Origin of the sequence: Thermonema sp., assembly GCF_026003375.1 — a bacterium.
Taxonomy (GTDB): Bacteria; Bacteroidota; Bacteroidia; order Cytophagales; family Thermonemataceae; genus Thermonema; species Thermonema rossianum.
In genome coordinates this window covers 65,447-85,523 of sequence record NZ_BPHD01000002.1, presented here as the reverse complement: position 1 = coordinate 85,523, position 20,077 = coordinate 65,447, and the positions used below count along the sequence as shown (strand labels likewise).

Below are 20,077 nucleotides of genomic sequence, written 5' to 3'. Positions count from 1 at the left end.
TTTCAAGGGGTTTGATAAACTACAATAGAGTCGGTAAAGATAACATTACTTTCGTTGAGTGCACGGTCGGCAATGGAAATACGGAAACGCAGGGTGTCGTAAGGATTCAAGGTGTATTGCAGGTCATTGGAGAAGGCAGGTATAAAGGTCTTGTAGATGATGGTGCCTTCAACAGGGTTGGGCGAATCGGTAATGGGACTGATGCGTCCGTTGAGGGTGGTACCGTTCGGAAGGGCAAAGGGAGCGTAGCTGCCCGATTCGCGGCGTTCCACATCGCAAAAATAGTTAAAGTAAAAGCGGTTGATTTGCGTTGAGTCTTCATCTAAGTACAGCTGATAGGGCGGAAGGGTATCGGCTTGTGATAAACCAATGTCGCCGTTGCCGTCGGTGAAATCAACGGCAATAATGACCGAGTCGCCCAAGTAAAAGCCGGTGGTAGAGTCGCGCTGCGGGATAGCCGTGATTTCTTTAAAAGTAATTTGGGGTGCCAAAGGGAAGCTGGGTTTTTCATAGCAGGCACCAAGCAGCCCTGTCAATAGGCAGGCAAGCAGAATATTGTATTTTTGCATATGCATTTCTATTTCCTTTAAATACCTTGCGCTTATGCTAAACAACCCCCTTCGCCAACAACTGATGCACCGCATATTGACGTGCACGGCAGAGCGCTTTGAGCTGCTTGCCTTAGATGTGTTTCGCTATCAATACGAGCGAAACACGGTCTATCGTGCATTTGTTCAGGCGCTGGGGCTTGATGCTTCTAAGATACACAAAATAGAAGAAATCCCTTTTTTGCCTATTGAGTTGTTTAAAGATCATCAAATATTGTGCGAGGGTTTGTTCCCCGCTTTGGTGTTTGAAAGCAGCGGCACGACCGGGCAGCAGCGCAGCCGCCACTATGTGGCAGACCCGGCATGGTATGCCACCGTGAGCCGGCAAATTTTCGAGCGTCTGTATGGCCCTTTGTCGAACTTTCACATATTGGCGCTTTTGCCTTCTTATCTTGAACGCCAAACGTCTTCTTTAGTGTGGATGGTGCGCCATTTCATAGAGCAGAGCCGGTCGGAAGCATCGGGGTTTTACCTCTACAACTACGAGGAGCTTTTGCGCAAGGTGGAGCAGTTAAAGAAACAAGCCGATGGGCGGCGCATTCTATTGATAGGCGTTTCGTTTGCTTTGCTGGAGTTGGCAGAGCGCCATGCGCCCGACTTGTCGGGCTTAATAGTCATAGAAACAGGGGGCATGAAAGGGCGGCGGCAGGAGCTGTTGCGCGAGGAACTGCATGCCCTTCTCTGCGAAAAAATGAATCTTCGCAGGGTGCATTCCGAGTATGGTATGACAGAGCTGCTTTCGCAAGCTTATTCAAAAGGTGAAGGCATTTTCGATGCGCCGCCTTGGATGCGTGTGCTGCTGCGCGAGCCCAATGACCCCTTAACGCTGAACCCCCGTCAAAGGGCCGGCGCAGTCAATATCATTGACCTTGCCAACATTGATAGTTGTGCTTTTATTGCCACGCAAGATATGGGCAGCCTGTTACCTGACGGGCGTTTCCGTATCACCGGACGCATGGACTTTGCCGAACAAAGAGGGTGCAATATGCTGCTTTGGCAGTGACCGAACGCTTGCATTTGCGCAAATAATGTAGTACCTTGACATTTAATCGACTTTTATTTATTGCAGGTATTCATGAAGTGGCGGCTGTCTCTTTGCATATCTTTGTTTCTTTTTACCGGAAGCTTCTGTGAGCTGTGTGGGCAGTACGAAGTGGACAGTCTGAAAAAGGCTTTGGAGGAGTGTCGTCGTCAAAATGATGCGGTCCGGGAGGCCGAAGTGCTGAAAAAACTTACGGCACGTTTTGTAGCCAATGATTCGATTCAAATGCACATCTATCGCCGGCAGCTGCATGAGCTGGCACGCCGGCATTCCAATAACCACCATATTCAGGCGATTGATGCCTTCATTGAGGCCATCATGCACCACCGTAAAGGTGATTTTAAAAAAGCCAAAGAATTCTACCAAAAGGCAGAAAGTGACTATTGGCGGGCCGGCGATACGCTGCAGGCAGCCCATATGCATGTATATGTGGGCAATATGTATTATGAACTGGGGGAATATGCCCGGGCTGTAGAAACCTACCTGGAGGCTTTAAAAATATTTGAAGAACTGCGAGATGTTCGTGGCATGGGGCGTGTGTACAATAACTTGGGGAATATTTATAACGACATGGGGGAATATGAAGCGGCGCGCACCTATCTTGAAAGGTCACTTGAAATAGACAGCTTGCGCAAAGACTGGGTGGGAACCATCATTAGTTATAACAACCTGGCCAATGCTTACCGCGGCTTGGGGCAGTACGAAAAAGCGCTGGCTTATTATCAGAAGTATTTAGACATGGCAGCGCAATATGGTACAAAAAAAGGTGTGTCCATTGTTTTGCGCAATATGGGGGAAATTTACCTGCGTTTGCAAGATTACGAGCGTGCAAAAGCATGCTTTGAAGAAGGGTTGCGTGTGGAGCAAGAAACCAATAATAACCTTGCCGAGCTGGCCGATTTTTATTTAAACATAGGGCGTTTGTATTATCACCGGGAAAAACCGGAGCAAGCCGAACAGTCGGCACTTGTCGCCTTGAATCATGCACAGACAGCCGGCGTGCAACGCATCATCATGGAAACACATGCTCTGCTGTCTGACATTTATGCAAAAAAACAAGACTATGCCCGTGCTTACAAGCACTTGCGTGAATATGAGCGAATCAGAGATAAAATTTACCCGGGCGACAAGCGTGCCGAAATTTTTAAGTTGCAGCTTCAATACGAGGCGGAAAGACGCACGAAGGAAGCCGAACTGCGACGTAAGGCAGAGCAGCTGGCTGCGCTCGAAGAGCAGCAAAAGCTGCTGATACTACTTTTTGCCGGTTTTGCTTTGCTGGTGTTGTTGGGGGCTGTCGTGATTATTTACCGGCGTTATGCAGAAAAGAAAAGATTGTTGAATGCCTTAGAAGCTAAAAGCAGGGAGGTGGAAGCTCACCGCAGGGAAATACTGGAAAAGAACGAAGAGCTGGAGGCTTATCAGCATGTAATAGAAAGGCAAAACCGGGAGTTGAGTCTTGCCAATAAAAGTTTGGAAGAGCAGGTGGCAGCCCGCACACAGGAGTTGAAGGAGTCTTACAAACAGTTGCTGCGCACAAAAAACGACCTGGACAGTTTCCTTTACCGTGCTTCTCATGACCTGAAAGGACCCATTGCCCGGGTGCTTGGCTTGGTGAATGTGGCACTGCATGATGTTGAGGACCCTAAGGCGGCAGAATACTTCTCGCGCATTATGCACACAGCACAAGAAATGGATTATATCTTAGCCCGCCTGCTTACCATCAACAGCATCATCAACCATGAGCCGGTAGCCAAGCAGATAGATTTTCAGCAAATGGTAGAAGAGGTATTTCAAAAATTCGACGCGGAGCTGTACAAAGACCGGCTGCGTTGGTCTTTGAGTGTTTCGAAAGAAGTGGAGCTGTGGGCAGACCCTGCCTTGTTTCGCCTCGTGCTTGAAAACCTTATTCAGAATGCCATTGACTATTGCGATCGCTTTCAAGGCGTACAGGTCGATATAGAAGTTGTACCCCGTGGGCGGCGCTATGTACATATTCACATTGTGGACCACGGTATTGGCATAGAAGAAGAAATAAAAGACAAAGTGTTTGACGTATTCACCAAAGGGAGCCGTTCCCGCGGCGCAGGTTTAGGATTATACGTAGTGCGCCTGGCAATGGAGCGCCTGGGCGGGCACGTGCACCTGAAACACACACAAGCCGGACATACCGAATTTTTGCTCAGCTTACCACGCATACCGTCCTACATGCAAGATGCGGAATCTGTGCCGAAAAGTTCTTAACTTGCAGCTATGGAACAGTTCATCGTTTCGGCTCGAAAATACCGCCCTGCTACCTTCGACAGCGTCGTAGGGCAGCAGCATATTACAACCACCCTTAAAAACGCTATCCGTACCGGGCAGATAGCGCAGGCATATCTTTTTTGTGGACCGCGGGGCGTGGGCAAAACCACTTGCGCGCGTATCCTGGCAAAAACCGTCAATTGCGAAAACCTGACGCCCGACATAGAAGCCTGTGGCACCTGCAATGCCTGCATGAGCTTTCAAAAAAATGCATCCTTCAATGTGCATGAGCTCGATGCCGCTTCCAATAACTCGGTAGAAGACATCCGTTACCTGGTCGATCAGGTGCGCTATCCGCCCCAACATGGCCGCTACAAAGTGTACATCATCGATGAGGTGCATATGCTTTCCAATGCGGCTTTCAATGCCTTCTTGAAAACACTTGAAGAGCCCCCGCCTTATGCAATCTTTATCTTGGCAACTACCGAAAAGCACAAGATCATACCTACGATTTTGTCGCGTTGCCAGGTATATGACTTCAACCGCATTCAAGTAAGCGATATGGTGCGCCATTTGCAGCGCATTGCTGAAAAGGAAGGGGTTCAGGCAGAAGAAGCGGCTTTGCACCTGATTGCACAGAAGGCAGACGGCGGCTTGCGTGATGCCTTGTCCATGTTCGATTTGCTGGTTACTTTCTCCACCGACCGGAAACTGACCTATGCCGGTGCTTTGGAGCACCTGCATATCCTTGACTACGATTATTACTTCCGTGTGGTGGATATGCTCTTCAACCGGCAAACGACCGAAGCTCTGCTCGTTCTGGATGAAATATTGCGTAAAGGTTTCGACGCACAGTTATTTGTAGTGGGCTTGGAAGAGCACCTGCGCAACTTGCTGATGAGCCGCGAACAGGCTACGCTTTCGCTATTGGAGGTGCCCGAAACCGCCAAGTTGCGTTTTCAAGAACAAGCCCAACGCCTGTCACCTTCATGGATAATGACGGCGCTCAATCTGGCTCATAAGTTTGAATTGGAATTCCGTTCGGTGAAAAATGCCCGTGTACACACGGAGCTCTTGTTGCTCAAGCTGGCGCATCTGCAAGATGCCATAGAGCTTGCCAAGCGGCCGGTGGTCGTGGAGGAAAAAAAAAATGAACTGAATGAAGCAGCCCCGGCACGGCGCCCTGCTGTGCCCCGCAAGGTGCGCACCACCCCCAAGCTGGACGAGATTCAGAAAGAGAAGAAAACGGCAGACGAGCCGGCCGGGAGCGGCAAAGAAGTGCCGGCTGCCACACCGGCAAGCCCCCTGACGGTAGAAGAACCCGCCGTTTCGTTGCAGGCGGCATGGCAACAGCTCGCGCAGGAGCACAAAGACGATGCTCAACTGCACTATTTGCTTTCGAAACCTTATGAAGTGCGGCAAAACACCATCTGCCTGTCTGTGGAAAGCCGTGCATTGCTTCACCTGACAGAAGAGTATAAACCACTTTGGCGCAAGCGTCTGCTTGAACTCACCGGACAATCCTACGATATTGAAGCCAAGATAGAGATCAAAGACAGCGCGTCTGACGATGCTGCCACGCTTTATTCCACCAAAGACAAACTGCGCTACTTAGCCAAAGAGTACCCGCATCTGAAAAAAATATGGGAGCATTTACAGCTAACCCCCAAGTCACCTGTTTGAGATAGTTGCAAAATCTTTAATTTTACTGCTGTTCTTTATTTGTTTCAAAAACACTTAAAAAGAAAAGAATTATGCCCGGAACTGAATTATTCGGCGCCGAAGAGCGCAAAGAAGTACAAGACGTACTCGATACAGGCATTCTCTTTCGCTATAATTTCGATGCACAGCGAAAAGGCCATTGGAAAGCCAAAGAATTTGAACAAGCACTGGCGCAGCATCATGGAGTGCGCTTTGCGCATGCCTGCAGCAGCGGCTCTACTGCCGACGCCATTGCCCTGGCAGCCTGTGGCATTGGCATCGGCGATGAGGTGATTGTGCCGCCTTTTACTTATGTGGCAGTGATAGAGGCCGTATTGTTGGCCGGCGCCGTGCCCGTCTTTGCCGAAATAGACGAAACACTCTGCCTTTCGCCCGAAGGCATAGAAAAAGTCATCACGCCTAAGACCAAAGCCGTCATGCTGGTGCACATGTGTGGCAGCATGGCACGCCTCGATGAAATCATGGAAGTATGCAAGAAGCATAACTTGATTTTGATTGAGGACACGGCACAAGCCTTGGGCGGTAGCTACAAAGGCAAGCCCTTGGGTACCTTTGGCAAATGCGGTACTTTCTCTTTCGACTTCTTTAAAATCATCACTTGTGGCGAAGGCGGGGCGCTCATTACCGACGACGAGCAAATCTATGAGCGTGCGCACCAATTCTCCGACCACGGGCACGACCACATAGGCGATAACCGCGGCATGGAAGGGCACCCCATTATTGGCTTTAATTATCGTATTGGCGAAATCAATGCTGCCATCGGCTTGGCACAGTTCCGCAAGATGCCCTACATCCTGGAGCGTCAGCGTGCCAACAAAAAGGCATTGAAAGAAAGCCTTGCAAAATTCCCGGAAGTCACTTTCCGTCATATCCCTGACGAAGCCGGCGATGCCGCTACTTTCATGGATTTCTTCTTGCCCGATGAGGCTACTGCGCGTGCCGTGGTGGCTGCTTTGCGCAAAGAGGGTGTGGAAGGTGTGCAGTATTGGTATGATAACCATTTCCACTATATCAAAAACTGGGAGCACATTCGCGAAATGAAAGCTCCGGCCAAGTTATATGTGCACACCATCACCCCGCCACAAGATTACGCAAGCCTGCAGTTACCGCAGTCCGATGCCGTCATGAGCCGTTTGATTTCCATCGTGGTACGCATCACCTGGACCGAAGACGAACTGGCACAGTTGAAAGCCAAAATAGAAAAAGCCCTTAGCAGCGTTCTGGCTACTGCATAGAGGCTGCCTTGCGATAGCATATTGTTTGAACCTGCGGGATGCTGAAAAATCCCCCCGCAGGTTTTTTCTTTGGAGCCCGGTCACATGCCGGGAGAAGACTTTTATCCGCGGTGAATCAACACCACGCCCCCTACGATAGAGCACATGCCTATGAGATGCATCCATCCGATGTTTTCACCATCGGCAATGCCCCAAAAAAGGGCTACTATGGGAATGAGATAAGTAACCGAGCTGGCAAAAACAGGCGAAGCCCGTTGTATGAGCGTATTAAACAGAATCAAGGCGATGGCTGTGCTCATGGTGCCCAAAAGAAACAGGTAGAAGAATGCCTGCCAAGTGTTACTATCACCGGTTTGCAGCATGCCGGGCACGCCGGTAAACCAAAAGAGCGTCAAAGCAAAAGGCGCAATGCAAAGCAGCGACAGAGTAGATACATGCAGCGGCTTCATGTGGTGTAAGTACCGCTTGATGAGGTTGCCGTTGATGCCGTAGCAGAGTGTAGCCACCACGATGGGCAGGGCATAGGCGTCAATGCTGACACGTCCTCCCGAGCGGCTCAACAAAAGAAAGACCGAGCCCAGCAAGCCGACAATGACCCCCGCCAGTTTATAGCGGCTTACTGCTTGACTCTTGAGGATAAAAAGCCCTGCAATGAAGGTGAATACCGGAGTAAGAGCATTAAGGATGCCGGCAGTAGAACTGCTGACGTGGGTTTGTGCATAGCCGAAAAGGAAGGCGGGTATGAATACGCCCAGCAAGCCCGACAAAAATAACATAGCCCAAGGCACATGACGCAGGCGGCGCAAATGGTAAAGTGCCGGCACACATAACACACTAAAAGCCGAACTGACGCGTATGGCAGCCAGCTGTACGGGAGAAAAGACACTTAGACCTTTTTTCATGAGAATAAAAGAGCTGCCCCAAATGAGTGCCAGGGCTAAAAGCAGCAACCACGAAACCCAACCGGTCTCTTGCTTAGGAGGCACTGTTTTCAAAAGGTGCTTGTTCATGCGTGTAGAAATGTTCTATTTCAGCCAAAATATCTTCTACTTCTGCCAGCGAGCCGGCTTCTACTAAACGCGTGCGGAACGGTTTAAAGTGTGAAAACCCCTTGAAATAATTGGTGTAGTGCCGGCGCATCTCAAAAATAGCCTTACGTTCGCCTTTCCACTCTACGGCAAAACGAAGATGTTTGAGGCAGACACGCAAGCGCTCGTCGAGTGTGGGCGGGGGCAATAGCTCGCCGGTCTGAAAGTAATGCTTGATTTCGCGGAAAATCCAGGGGTAGCCTATGGCTGCCCGCCCAATCATGATGCCGTCCACGCCGTATTTTTGCCGGTATTCCAGCGCTTTTTGGGGAGAGTCTATGTCGCCATTGCCAAAGATAGGAATCTCTATGTCAGGGTGTGCTTTCACTTGGGCGATAGGTTCCCAGTTGGCTTCCCCTTTGTACATTTGCACGCGCGTGCGCCCGTGAATGGTCAATGCTTTGATGCCTGCATCTTGCAGGCGAAGTGCCACTTCCACAATACGTATCGACTTTTCATCCCATCCCAGGCGGGTTTTTACCGTTACAGGCAGCTGCACCTGCTTGACTATCTCGGCGGTCATGCGTTGCATTTTGTCAATATCTTGCAGCAAGCCGGCACCGGCGCCCTTGCAAGCCACCTTTTTTACCGGGCAACCATAGTTGATATCCAGTATTTCGGGTTGAGCTGCTTCCACTATGCGGGCCGCTTCGCGCATGGGCTCTATTTCCGAACCAAATATCTGTACGCCTATGGGGCGCTCATAATCATAAATATCGAGCTTTTGCACGGCTTTGTCGGCATGGCGAATCAAACCGTCGGCCGGAATGAATTCCGTATAAACCAGGTCGGCACCTTGCTCTTTACACACTGCCCGAAAAGGCGGGTCGCTCACGTCTTCCATGGGCGCCAGCAGCAGGGGGAAGTCTTCCAACTCTACCGAACCGATGCGTACCGGATGTTTTTGCATAACTTTGTGCCTTAAAAATGAAATGTGTTTATTTGAGAACGCAAATTTACTGTAAAATATGCAATTAGCTGAACCTTTACCTTTTCGCACTGCCACTTGGCAAGGGCTGCTTTCTTTGATTTTATTGGTATTTGCCTGCATGGTGTTGTCGCAGTTTATCGCTTTTTTTATTCTAAAAGTAGCTTACGGGCTTCCTTTGGAAGAGCTGGAGTATATGGTTTCGGCACCGGCGCAATGGGGCAATGCCCATCAGGCTCGTTCTGTCTTGCTTTTTTTGCAAATCATGACAGCCGCGGGCGGCTTCTTCGGCGGTAGTTTCCTGTATTGGTATGGCGTAGAGCGCTTGCAACGCAAACATTGGTGTGCAGACGATGCAGCCAATCAAAGCATGCACTGGGCGCTGGTAGCACTGCTGCTTATTGTATTGCTGCCCACCATTTCTTTTTTGGAATATTGGAACCACCGCTTGCCAATGGGTGAGTGGGCTGTGCAGAAAGAACAGGAGTTGGCGACACTTACCAAATTGCTGGTAGGCTTCGAAGGACCCGGGCAATCGCTCATGGGCTTTTTAGCCATCATTTTATTACCCGCGGTGGGCGAGGAATTACTTTTTCGAGGGGTTTTGCAAAATCGTTTGCTGGCGTGGTTGCGCAACCCGCATGTGGCTATCTGGACTGCCGCTTTTGTTTTTTCCGTAGTGCATTTTCAGTTTTTAGGTTTGCTGCCCCGTTGGATTTTGGGGGCTTTGCTGGGCTATATTTACTACTGGTCCGGCAACCTGCTCTTGGCTATGTGGGGGCACTTTGTCAACAACGGCGTGGCTTTGTTGCTTATGCGCTTTCAACAGCGTTTTTTTCCGGAGTTGGCGCCCGATGCTGTGCAGCATGTACATTGGGGCGTGCTGCTGCTTTCCTTGGTTGCCACCGGCGTAACGCTTTACTGGTTTGTGGCTGTCACCTTGCCTTTGCGCGAAAAGAGAACAAGCAAAAGGGATTTTTAAAACCTTTCTGTTTGCATATATTTGCCATAGACAAAAGTTTCAACGCATTAAACAATAACCATCATGAACGTACCTAATGATTTGCGTTATTCGCGCGAACACGAATGGATTCGCCTGGAAGGTGAAGTTGCCTATGTAGGCATTACAGACTTCGCTCAAAGTGAGTTGGGCGACATCGTTTACGTAGAAGTGAACACCGTGGGCGAAACACTCGAAGCCGGGGCTGTTTTTGGCACAGTAGATGCCGTAAAAACTACTTCTGACCTTTTCCTGCCTGTCAGTGGTGAAATTCTGGAAGTCAACCCTGCTTTGGTAGATGCGCCCGAGTTGGTAAACCAAGACCCCTATGGCGAGGGGTGGATAGTGAAAATCAAACCTACCAATTTGGCAGAATTGGATGAGCTGCTCGATGCAGAGGCTTATCGCGAACTGATAGGGGCCTAATCTAAAGCATGGAGTTTGTTCGCTACAACCTTTTTGGCATTTTATGGGGGCTGCTCATTGCCTTTTTGGTGCTTTTGCCCGGGCAAGAGATGCCCCCTACAGGCGATCTTCTGCTCTTCGACAGGGTGGCACATGCTTTTGTTTTTATGGTATGGGTGTTGATGCTTATTGTGGGGTTTTGCAAGCAAACTACTTTCCTTTACTTACATTATTATGCTGAACGGGTAGCCATCGCCACAGCCATTCTGTATGGTGCTTTGTTGGAAGTATTGCAATTTGCTTCGGTAGGGCGCACCTTCGAATGGGAAGATTTGCTGATGAATACAGTAGGGGTATTGTTGGGGTGGATGCTTTTTGTGCTTATTTACAAGCTCTGAGTGGGCTTGTTTAAAATTTGCAATCATAAAACCAATACAAATTTTTGTAATGCCTTACATGCAAAAAAGAAACTTTATTGGGGGCTTTATTGCTTTAAGCTGTCTTTTTTGTATATTTGGCAGAGTATAACGTATATAATTACAAATCAATCAGAGTATTATAAGAAGTTTTACACTGTTAAAAAGTTCAAAGCAAGGGCTATGGATTTAGAAAAAAGCAAACAGGAGACTCCGCGGCAAGCTCCGGAGAAAAACACAGAGGTGCCTCTGTATAAGAAGAATCCGGAAGTGGACCCGGAGCGCTATACAGGGCTATTCTTTGCCTTGGGGCTGGTGCTTTCGCTTTCACTGGTGCTGGTAGCTTTCAAGTGGCGCACCTATGAAAAGCAAGAAACTATTGAGCAAAAAGATATGGAGGAAGTATTTGAGGTAACCCTCGAGTACATTCCCCCTACGGTGCAGTTGCCACCCCCGCCTTCGGCTCAAATGGTAGAGCCCGAAGAGCCCGAGTTGGTGGAAGTGCCTGATGAAAAGAAGATAGAAGAAGTAGTAAAAATACAAGAGCAAGACACCCCGCCGGTGATTGCGCCGCCCGTGACTGACGGTCCTCCGGTTGTGGCACCGCCGCCCCCACAGGAACCCACGGGACCGGTAGAATCCTTTGCGGTGGATAATAGGGAGGAGTTGACGCAGGAACTCAACAGAATTCGCACCTATGTGCAAAAGAACGTGCAGTATCCCCGCGAAGCCAAAAGGCGCAATATTCAAGGAACTGTTTTTGTCAAATTTGTACTGAAAAAGGATGGAACTATTGGCGAAGTGGAAGTGCTGCGCGGTGGTGACTTAGGCGACGGCATCTTGGCAGAGGAAGTGATACGCGTGTTGAAAGGCACCAGCGGCTGGAAACCTGCCAAGCAACGTGGGCGCCCGGTAGATGTAAAACTGAATATGCCTATTACCTTTAGGCTAAAATAATGTGTGCTGAAAAGACAAACAAAAGCCACCTGTAATGGGTGGCTTTTTTGTTTTAACCAACCGGCTTAATTATAAGTTGGCTAAATATTTGTTTTTGCAGTATATAGTATGTTGTATTATGTTAAAAACAAGTAGGCATGAAAAAGAAAGAAAAATCCGGCTTTTTACAATCTAGCTTTTTGTGGTTATCCTTTGCTTTGGGAGTATTTTTATTTTTAGAGGCAGAGGAGGTTGAGAAAGTAGTCGGCAAGTACATTCCCTTTGGTGTGCAGTCACCGTCTTCGGCTCAAATGGTAGAGCCCGAAGAGCCCGAGTTGGCGGAAGTGCCCGATGAAAAAAAGAGAGAAGAAGTAGTAAAAATGCAAGAGCAAGACACCCCGCCGGTGATTGCGCTGCCTGTAACCGACGAACCGCCTGTGATAGCACCGCCGCCCCCACAGGAACCCACAGGACCGGTAGAATCCTTTGGGGTGGATAATGAGGAGGAGTTGCATCAGGAACTCAACAGAATTCGCACCTATGTGCAAGAGAACGTGCAGTATCCCCCCGAAGCCAAAAGGCGCCATATTCAAGGAACTGTTTTGGTCAGATTTGTACTCAAAAAAGATGGAACCATTGGCGAAGTGGAAGTGTTGCGTGGTGATAATTTAGGCGATGGGGCTCTGGCAGAGGAAGTGATACGTGTATTGAAAAGTACCAGCGGCTGGAAGCCTGCCAAGCATCGTGGGCGCCCGGTAGATGTAAAACTGAATATGCCTATTACCTTTAGGCTAAAATAATGTGTGCTGAAAAGACAAACAAAAGCCACCTGTAATGGGTGGCTTTTTTATATTCACCACAAGAAGGAGGTTGCGCTTCTTCTTTGTTCTTTTGCTTTTTTTATTACCCGCTATGGGCTTAAACAAGGGGTTTTTTTAAATTGAGACCAAAAGCCTAAGTATGGACATCACTGCTTTTTATGAAACCCTGCTTCAAAACCTGAATGAGGGCGTTCTCATTCTGAAAGAAACCGGCGAAGTGAAGTATGCCAATATGATTGTAGAGGAGCATTTGGGGTATCCGCCCGAGCGCCTCATTGGCAGTAGTTTCTTGAAGTTGCTCGACGACAAAGATGCCGCTTATTTTAGCCGCCGCCTGCAGGATGCCGTGGAACGCAAGCTGCCGTCTTTCTCCATGCAGCTTAAATTGCGCACACATAAGGGACGCCAGGTGCTTTGCAGCCTGCAGTTACGCAATTGTTTGGCATTGGCAGTGGTACATGGGTTTATAGTGTCTGTGTTTCCGTTGGAAGCCCCGGAAGGAAGAAGCACCGGCGCGCAAAACAAGCAAACAGAAACAAGCAAGCATGCTGCACTTTATGAAAGATTACGTCTGTTGATAGAACGCAACGAGCAGGCATCGGTATTACTGAACGAAAAAACGCAAGTGATAGCAGCCAATGCCGCTGCCTTTGAGCTCACCGGAAAGGTGATTGGGCGCCCGTTGCAGGAACACATTACTTTGCTGCGCTACTTGCCCACTACCGAACATGAACGTTTTCGCCATCTGCACGAGCAAAGCATGCGGGGATACTTGGGCGACATGACTTTCCCGAAGGGGAAGTACCTCATTAAATTGGACCTGATGCCCATTTGGGCTGCTTCGGGTGAAGTGGTCGCGGTTATGGTGCATATAAAAGAAGTCAGCCGGGAGGCTCAATTGCGTCAGGAGCTTGTGTATCAGCACCGGCTGCTTGAAGCTTTGGACCGGGCCAGTTCAGAAATGTTGATTCTGATTGACGAACAGCTGAAAATACGTTGGTTCAACCGGCAAGCGGTTAAAATGGCGCGCCTTTTCTTTGGAAAAGAGCTTAAGTTAGGCACTGACTGGGCTTCCTTGGTACAACTGAAAGACGAAGAAAAGGAAAACTATCTGCAGCAGTTGAAAGAGAACTTCAGTGGAGAAAGTTATTTTCAAGAAGCGAAGATTACCGACATTCACGGAGGGGCACACTGGCTGCAGCTGACCTACACGCCCATGGAGGCGGATGAGCGTAACATGATGATTATAAGCGCTCTGGATATTACTAAGGAGCGGGCGGCCAAAAAACGCCTGGCAGCACTTAACCGGCAACTGATAGAACAAAACAAAGAGCTGGCGCGTCAGGAAGCGGCTGCTCGTATGATGAACGAACAGCTGCGTAATCAACAAAAGCAGTTGAAACATGCTTTTGAAGAGCTGTCGCGCCGCAATTTTGAGCTCGACCAGTTTCTTTACAAGGTGGCGCATGACATCCGGGCACCCATTACTTCACTCAAAGGGCTGGTACATTTGATGGAGCAAGAAGGTGTTGCCCCGGCGCTGCAGGGCTATCTCGACCATATGAAGGGCAGCATTCGCCGCTTAGATGGCTTTATTCGCAATATGTACACCTATGCCAGCATAGAGCAAAAGCCGCTTAGTTTTGAACCCCTCGATTTTGAAGCGCTGCTTGCCGAAATAGCCTATGAGTTGAAAGAGGCACTGAATGAACGAAAGGTAACACTCGATTACAAAATACTGGGTAAGCAACAACCGTTTGCCGGCGATAAAGTGCGCTTGCATACCATATTGCACAACATCATATCCAATTCCATTCAATATGTCGATGAGAAGAAAGAGCGGCATGAAATTAAGGTGGAAGTACAGCTTTTGCCCCGGCTTGCCAAGTTAAAAATAGAAGACAACGGCTCGGGCATAGACCCACATTTGCAGGATAAGGTGTTCGATATGTTTTTCCGCGGCGATGAACGCTCCAAAGGGGCCGGGCTGGGGTTATATATCGTCAAACAAATTATTGAGCAGCTGCAGGGAAAAATAGAACTGAAAAGCAAGCCGGGCGAAGGCACTTCCATTGAAATAGAAATCCCCAATCAAGTATCTATAAATTAAATTATCAATTATGATAGCAGTTATACAACGAGTCTTGGAAGCGTCTGTAACCATCGATGGCAACAAGCATAGCGAGATAGGTAAGGGGCTACTGGTTTTGTTGGGGGTTGGGCAATCCGATACACCCGACGATGTAGAATGGCTGGCGAAGAAGGTAGTAAATATGCGCATTTTTGAAGATGAAGACGGCAAAATGAATCGCTCGCTTATCGAGGTACAGGGCGAATTGCTGGTGGTAAGCCAGTTTACTTTACATGCCTCTACCAAAAAAGGCAACCGCCCGTCTTTTATCGAAGCAGCACCGCCCCAATTAGCCATCCCTTTATATGAATCTTTTGTAGAGCAGTGTGCCCGCTTGATAGGAAAAGAAGTAAAAACAGGGGTGTTCGCCGCAGACATGAAAGTAGCCCTTGTCAATGACGGTCCGGTAACCATCATAGTAGATACAAAAAACAAACGCTAAGCTTATCGGCTCATTCCCGGTGTTTATCGAGCAAAAGAAGGCATTGATGGAAGTATTTCCTTCAATGTCTTTTTTTATTGCCTCATTTGCAAGAAGAAAACATTGGAATTGGTCTTTTTTTTGCTCAAGTGCAAAACGTAGATGTTTGAGAAAATGCTGATTAACAATAAAAAAGTAAGGCAAACTGCCATTTGGCAAAACTTTATTTGTTGAAAAATTTAAAAAGTGAAACTTTTAAACGGTTTTGTTATTTATAAATGATTGTTAATCAGTGGTTTGCGAGTAGGTTTTGTGAGGTGTATTTTAGAAAAAGTACTATATTTGCGCGGCAATCAAGCTAACTTTATTATATGGAAAACCTTTTGGGTTATTTATCTTGGTGGGGAATAGGGGCAGGCCTGTGGATTTTATGGCGAATGGCAATCACCTGGGTGCGCTACCAAGCACGCAACTTGCAATATCAATGGCAGCGTGTGTGGTATAGCCGCCTGAACCTCTTCCTTCAAAATGAGTACAAATTGCTGCTTGTTATAAGCTTTTCGATATTTGTACTCAGTCTGGTGGCTCAAATTTATCATGTAGAGCCCGAAGCCTTCACCCACTTTTTCTGGGTTGCTTTTGCTGCTTCTTTTCTGTTAGAGGGAGTAGAGTATTGGGTACGGAAGCGCGACCCGGGGCGTGGCTTGCGCAGCGAGTTGGCAAAAGCATTGTTGATACTCAACAGCCCTTTGAGTATCATGCGTTTGCTGGTACTGGGCTTGCTTTTTCCTTTTGCCTTGCTGCTCAAAGAACCGCAAGCGGCACACGATATTGCCATATTGGTAGTGGAGCTTACTACCTATGCACTGGGAGCTGCTTTGCCTGTGCTTAGCCGCAAACTTTGGCAATATGGCACCCGTCGTGAGGCTGTGAACAGCACCTTCGATGTCTCAATGATGAGCATCGAGCGTTTCGACGCCTTGTTGGTAAACTTCTTCTCTGCATTATTGCTGGTAAGTGCCCAACTGGACCTGCCGTTCAGTCCGGAAGCCCTTGCCTCTGCCAAGCCGCTGGCTATAGTAGGGGTGGCATTGCTGTTCACCGGCGTCTTGTTGATTTCTGCTGCCATGAAGGTGTATCGTCGCTATCGCGGACGCGGCTATTGGCGTGTGAAGCTGGCAGGCGGACTATTGATGGCAGCGTGGCTGTTGTTTATCAGTCACTATACTTTGCCTGACTATTGGTTAAGCCACTTGGTAGTTTACCGCAAGCAAGATTTGCAAGTGGCTTTGTTGGCTTCTTTGCTTGTGAGCTTTACCACCACTTATATTATCGCCCTTTATCGTTGGGTGCAGCAGCAGTACACACACCATCTGGTAAAACGCCCCGTATTGCATCGTTTGCTTACCTATAGTTTGCGCTTTTTAATTACGGCGCTGTGTGTATTGGCCGTGCTTGCTTTCGTTGCCTATGCTTACCGGCATTTGGGGCTCCTTGGCTTGTCGCTAAGTTTTGGCGTGTTGCTGGCAAACATAGATACCAAGCTCAGTTTAGACATTGCCCCTTTGTGGGAGGCGGAACGTCCCAAGAAAAAACTTGCAGGACTTGGGGTGGGAGACTAAACAGGCTTTTTGCATATCGAACATATAAATTATCAGTAGGCAAAAGTAGTTTTGGTTGATGTGGCTTCCCCTGCACAGGGGGAAGCTTTTGTTTTTTATCTTGATTGCTTGGACTACTGCCATGCAGTGTCGTATAATTGCAAAAAATATTGACCTTGATAAGAGAAACTGATTGCATATCATGAAGAAAGAAGTACAATTACATGACCGCCATTTTGAACTTTTTTTAGATGCCGAAGCCATTCAGGCAAAGGTAAAAGCGCTGGCAGAGCAAATCAGGAAGGATTATGACGGAAAGCCGCTTGTTTTATTGTGTGTGCTGAGTGGGGCCTTTCGCTTTGCAGCCGATTTGGCGCGTTATTTAAACGACCGTACCGAAATAGGATTTATCAAGGTGCAGTCCTATGAAGGCATGATGAGCAGCGGGCTGGTGCGTGAACAACTGGCGGCTACTGTCAGTTTGTCGGGAAAGCATGTGTTGCTCGTAGAAGATATTGTTGACACAGGGACAACCATTCGCTTCTTGGTAGAAAAAATTTACCAAAAAGCCCCCGCTTCCTTAAAGATAGCCACGCTATTGTTGAAGCCGGATGCGTTGAAACACCCGGTGCAAACAGACTACGTGGGCTTTGAAATTCCCAACCATTTTGTGGTGGGCTATGGCCTTGACTACGAGGAGCAGGGGCGTTGTCTCAATGATTTATATGTGTTGAAAGCATAAGTTTATTCTCTTGCTGGCAAAGGAGCCACCGGCAAGCCGGCAAAGCCTGCCTCGCTGACCGACTGCACGGCAAATAAGTAATGATCCTTGGAATAAGGGAGGCGTATGGCGGTATCCTTGGTATCGATGTGCTGTTCCCACTGCGGCGCTTCGGTCGAGCGAATCAATACACGATAATAAGCAGGGCGTGGCCCGGCAACAGGGGCTTGCCACCGCAGTTCGGTGTGGTTGCTAAGTCCGCTGACAGACATGCTCACGTTTTGTGGGGCGGCCGGTGCCCATGCCAAAGCGGCAGCCGTAAGCACATTCAGCACGGTGTTCTTGCGCAGGTAGTCAAAATCCATGAATTCAGGTAAGTCGCCATAGCGGATGCCTTTTTCAGTACGCACATTTTGGTGTTGATGAGTAAAATCTTCATTTTCTTCACATACCCGGATAGCGGTAAAACCGGCTTCATTGAAAGGGGTATGGTCACCGCCGCGTAAAAAGCGATCTTTTCTGTACACCATGCGCACCTCAAGGTGTGGGATGTGTTTCCGGGCAATATCTGCCATGTAACGGGCCAACTGCCGGCTGGAACTTTCATTTTCATACCCCAACAGGCGCAACAGACGCACTGTTTGTTCATCGGCAGCGGCGGGAATGCCTTCGCTAAAAACACGCACCCGGGTATTCTGCCGAATGCCCAGCTCCGAAGAATAACTGTTGCCTACAATATCGTTGTTGAGTACTGCCACAATTTCCCAACCTTCTTGTCTGGCTTTCTGTGCCAGATGGCGTGAACCATACAAGCCCTGCTCTTCGCCCGAGAACAGTACAAACAACAGGCTGCAGGGAAATTCATATTGAGAGAGCACACGGGCCGCTTCCATAACCAACGCACAGCCCGAGCCGTCGTCGTTGGCACCCGGTGCATCTATTGTAGCATCCATGACATCCGAGGCGCGGGAATCCAAATGAGCAGTAATAAGAATTACACGCCGGTCGCCGGTGTCGGTGCCGGGTAGCCAAGCCATTACATTTTTCATCTCTACTTTGTGTGGAATACGTCTGCCATCCGGCTCTACGGTGAAGGCATCGAAGCTTACCTGCAGGCGCGGGGAGTAACTCTTGAACTGTTGGTAAGCCCAGCGGCGGGCAGCGCCTATGCCCCTTCGGGCGCCGGTTGTGTCGCTAAGTGTATGGCGTGTGCCGAAAGACACCAGCTTTTCTACCGTTTGCCGGAGTTGTTGGGCAGAAACTGCCTGCTGCAGCAGCTGCAGGTCGGCGGTTGTTTGTGCAAGTGCATAGCTGCTTATACAGCTTATCAATAGAAGGGTAAACCGGTACTTCATATTCGTTTTTGTTTGGTTTTATGCTGTTTTACTTAACGAAGTGTTTTGTTCTTTTATTTTTTTGAGAAATTATTTTGTGTGTAAATGGTTTTTTGTTACATTGTATTGTAATTATCAAAAAAGCCCGCATGCTCTCACTGTATGAAAGTTTGGTTCATTCGAAAGGCAGCCTTCAAGAAAAAGAAGATTGCCTGGAAATAACCTTTGTGGGCTTTCCGGAGAAAGCCACGGTTGAGGGCCTGTTGAAAGCGTTCGAAGCGCAAGTGTACGCAGGGAAACCCAAGCAATGGTGGGTATTTGACTTTTCCGGATTGTCGTTGCTTGATTGGGCATCTTTTGAGTTGCTGGGCAAAACCTTGAATAGCCTGGCAAGCGCTAAGCCACCTGTAAATGGGATGGTTTTCATAGTGCCTGAAAACCCTTTTGTGCGTGTATGGCTTGAAGAGGAACTAAAAGAAATAGAGGATATTGTTTTGACAGCTTACTTCGATTCTTGCAAAGAAGCCCGTCTGTTTATGAACCAAGTGCTTTAAAAACAACGCACATGCTTATGATGAAACACTGACTGCTTGCTCAATACCCGGTTGCACAACCGGGTATTTTTTTATAACTTCAGTCAAGAAATATTAAAAGTACCATGGTTCTTCCCGAGACGGTCATCCATCTGTTGATTAAGTTGTGTGGCATACGCAAGCAGCTGCGCTGGCAGATTTATTGCAACTATGTGGATGCCGCCGGAAGAAGCATCTTTCATATTGTTCTCTACGATACGGAACGTAATAGTCAATTTGCAAAAATTACTTTTTATGCCGACAGCCTGGAAGTGTTGCAGTGCCACTATGCAGGCTACAAAGCCGATATGCCTGTGGAACTCACAGATTTGCTGCTCGATTTGATTTATTTTGAAATGGAGCAGGCGCGGGCTTCTTGATTTTACGGCTATTTGTTTGCATGAGTCAGATAGAGTAAGTATTTTAATGAAAAAGCTTTTGCTGTTATCTTAAACAAGCTACTCATGCGACAAGTCAACTGCTTTCTTTTTTTGTTTTTGAACTGTGGGTGGGCGCAGCAACCGCCGCGCATGACCATCCGCACGCCGGAATTTGAAAAAATAGCAGCCGGGCAAAAAGCATGGATACTGGCAGATACGCAGGCACGCTATCAGGCAAAAGAGCTGCTGGCACATCCGGAAAAGTATCCTTTTGCACCGGCAGGAACAGAAAAACCCAACTATGGTTATACTGATGCGATATTGGGCAAGCAGGAGCTACAGCAGGTTTTTGAGCAGTGGAAAGGCGACAGGAAACAAATAGACGATGTGCCGGTTGTTGGGCTGAAAGTAGAAAAAGAAGTGCTTGTCCGCCATGCCCCGCAAAATGTAACTTCCAATGTACTGTAAACGATAA

Annotated in this window: 20 protein-coding genes; 16 read left to right on the top strand and 4 right to left on the bottom strand. The window is 48.3% G+C overall.

Annotation, left to right across the window (positions count from 1 at the left end; genetic code table 11):
* Positions 1 to 2 precede the first annotated feature (2 nt).
* Positions 3 to 569, bottom strand: a complete 567-nt coding sequence (locus QVE43_RS05450) for a hypothetical protein (RefSeq protein WP_038032276.1) — start codon at positions 567 to 569, stop codon at positions 3 to 5.
* Between the two features lie 34 nt (positions 570 to 603).
* Between QVE43_RS05450 and QVE43_RS05445 the strand changes: the two genes are divergently transcribed.
* The 4 genes from QVE43_RS05445 (at position 604) to QVE43_RS05430 (ending at position 6,848) form a co-directional block, all read left to right on the top strand.
* On the top strand, positions 604 to 1,611 hold the full coding sequence (locus QVE43_RS05445; protein WP_288004972.1) for an acyl transferase: 1,008 nt from the start codon (positions 604 to 606) through the stop codon (positions 1,609 to 1,611).
* Between the two features lie 72 nt (positions 1,612 to 1,683).
* Entirely contained in the window at positions 1,684 to 3,891 is a 2,208-nt protein-coding gene (locus tag QVE43_RS05440; protein ID WP_288004970.1) for a tetratricopeptide repeat-containing sensor histidine kinase, read from the top strand.
* 9 nt (positions 3,892 to 3,900) lie between these two features.
* Complete coding sequence (locus tag QVE43_RS05435; RefSeq protein ID WP_288004968.1) at positions 3,901 to 5,574, top strand: DNA polymerase III subunit gamma/tau; 1,674 nt, start codon at positions 3,901 to 3,903, stop codon at positions 5,572 to 5,574.
* 71 nt (positions 5,575 to 5,645) lie between these two features.
* Positions 5,646 to 6,848, top strand: a complete 1,203-nt coding sequence (locus tag QVE43_RS05430) for a DegT/DnrJ/EryC1/StrS aminotransferase family protein (protein ID WP_288004966.1) — start codon at positions 5,646 to 5,648, stop codon at positions 6,846 to 6,848.
* 101 nt (positions 6,849 to 6,949) lie between these two features.
* Here the strand turns inward: QVE43_RS05430 and QVE43_RS05425 are convergent, their stop codons facing one another.
* Entirely contained in the window at positions 6,950 to 7,858 is a 909-nt protein-coding gene (locus QVE43_RS05425) for a DMT family transporter (protein ID WP_051633342.1), read from the bottom strand.
* A complete protein-coding gene (dusB, locus tag QVE43_RS05420; RefSeq protein ID WP_038032282.1) occupies positions 7,824 to 8,846 on the bottom strand; it encodes a tRNA dihydrouridine synthase DusB in 1,023 nt (340 codons plus the stop codon). The genes QVE43_RS05425 and dusB overlap by 35 nt, the downstream gene beginning before the upstream one ends.
* Before the next feature lie 58 nt (positions 8,847 to 8,904).
* On the opposite strand from dusB, the gene QVE43_RS05415 reads away from it, so the two are divergent.
* The 9 genes from QVE43_RS05415 to hpt all read left to right on the top strand — a co-directional run bounded on the left by QVE43_RS05415 (position 8,905) and on the right by hpt (position 17,337).
* Positions 8,905 to 9,846, top strand: a complete 942-nt coding sequence (locus QVE43_RS05415; RefSeq protein WP_288004962.1) for a CPBP family intramembrane glutamic endopeptidase — start codon at positions 8,905 to 8,907, stop codon at positions 9,844 to 9,846.
* Between the two features lie 63 nt (positions 9,847 to 9,909).
* The gene (gene gcvH, locus QVE43_RS05410; protein ID WP_038032283.1) at positions 9,910 to 10,290 is read left to right on the top strand and encodes a glycine cleavage system protein GcvH; all 381 of its coding nucleotides are present in this window, start codon (positions 9,910 to 9,912) and stop codon (positions 10,288 to 10,290) included.
* 8 nt (positions 10,291 to 10,298) lie between these two features.
* Positions 10,299 to 10,667: a VanZ family protein gene (locus QVE43_RS05405; protein ID WP_288004960.1), complete on the top strand. Its 369-nt coding sequence runs from the start codon at positions 10,299 to 10,301 to the stop codon at positions 10,665 to 10,667.
* A gap of 201 nt (positions 10,668 to 10,868) precedes the next feature.
* On the top strand, positions 10,869 to 11,642 hold the full coding sequence (locus QVE43_RS05400) for an energy transducer TonB (protein ID WP_288004958.1): 774 nt from the start codon (positions 10,869 to 10,871) through the stop codon (positions 11,640 to 11,642).
* A 137-nt stretch (positions 11,643 to 11,779) separates the two neighbouring features.
* The gene (locus QVE43_RS05395) at positions 11,780 to 12,421 is read left to right on the top strand and encodes an energy transducer TonB (RefSeq protein WP_288004956.1); all 642 of its coding nucleotides are present in this window, start codon (positions 11,780 to 11,782) and stop codon (positions 12,419 to 12,421) included.
* A gap of 160 nt (positions 12,422 to 12,581) precedes the next feature.
* On the top strand, positions 12,582 to 14,552 hold the full coding sequence (locus tag QVE43_RS05390; RefSeq protein ID WP_288004954.1) for an ATP-binding protein: 1,971 nt from the start codon (positions 12,582 to 12,584) through the stop codon (positions 14,550 to 14,552).
* Between the two features lie 10 nt (positions 14,553 to 14,562).
* Positions 14,563 to 15,015, top strand: coding sequence for a D-aminoacyl-tRNA deacylase (gene dtd, locus QVE43_RS05385; protein ID WP_038032015.1), 453 nt, complete (start codon positions 14,563 to 14,565; stop codon positions 15,013 to 15,015).
* Positions 15,016 to 15,365: 350 nt separating this feature from the next.
* Entirely contained in the window at positions 15,366 to 16,616 is a 1,251-nt protein-coding gene (locus QVE43_RS05380; RefSeq protein ID WP_288004952.1) for a hypothetical protein, read from the top strand.
* Positions 16,617 to 16,797: 181 nt separating this feature from the next.
* On the top strand, positions 16,798 to 17,337 hold the full coding sequence (gene hpt / locus QVE43_RS05375; protein WP_288004950.1) for a hypoxanthine phosphoribosyltransferase: 540 nt from the start codon (positions 16,798 to 16,800) through the stop codon (positions 17,335 to 17,337).
* 2 nt (positions 17,338 to 17,339) lie between these two features.
* Here the strand turns inward: hpt and QVE43_RS05370 are convergent, their stop codons facing one another.
* Complete coding sequence (locus tag QVE43_RS05370) at positions 17,340 to 18,671, bottom strand: M20/M25/M40 family metallo-hydrolase (RefSeq protein WP_288004948.1); 1,332 nt, start codon at positions 18,669 to 18,671, stop codon at positions 17,340 to 17,342.
* 128 nt (positions 18,672 to 18,799) lie between these two features.
* Here QVE43_RS05370 and QVE43_RS05365 point away from each other — a divergent pair, with 128 nt between their 5' ends.
* The 3 genes from QVE43_RS05365 to QVE43_RS05355 all read left to right on the top strand — a co-directional run bounded on the left by QVE43_RS05365 (position 18,800) and on the right by QVE43_RS05355 (position 20,070).
* Positions 18,800 to 19,204: a hypothetical protein gene (locus QVE43_RS05365; protein WP_288004946.1), complete on the top strand. Its 405-nt coding sequence runs from the start codon at positions 18,800 to 18,802 to the stop codon at positions 19,202 to 19,204.
* A gap of 104 nt (positions 19,205 to 19,308) precedes the next feature.
* Positions 19,309 to 19,602, top strand: a complete 294-nt coding sequence (locus QVE43_RS05360) for a hypothetical protein (RefSeq protein WP_288004944.1) — start codon at positions 19,309 to 19,311, stop codon at positions 19,600 to 19,602.
* 84 nt (positions 19,603 to 19,686) lie between these two features.
* Complete coding sequence (locus QVE43_RS05355; RefSeq protein WP_288004942.1) at positions 19,687 to 20,070, top strand: hypothetical protein; 384 nt, start codon at positions 19,687 to 19,689, stop codon at positions 20,068 to 20,070.
* Positions 20,071 to 20,077 lie beyond the last annotated feature (7 nt).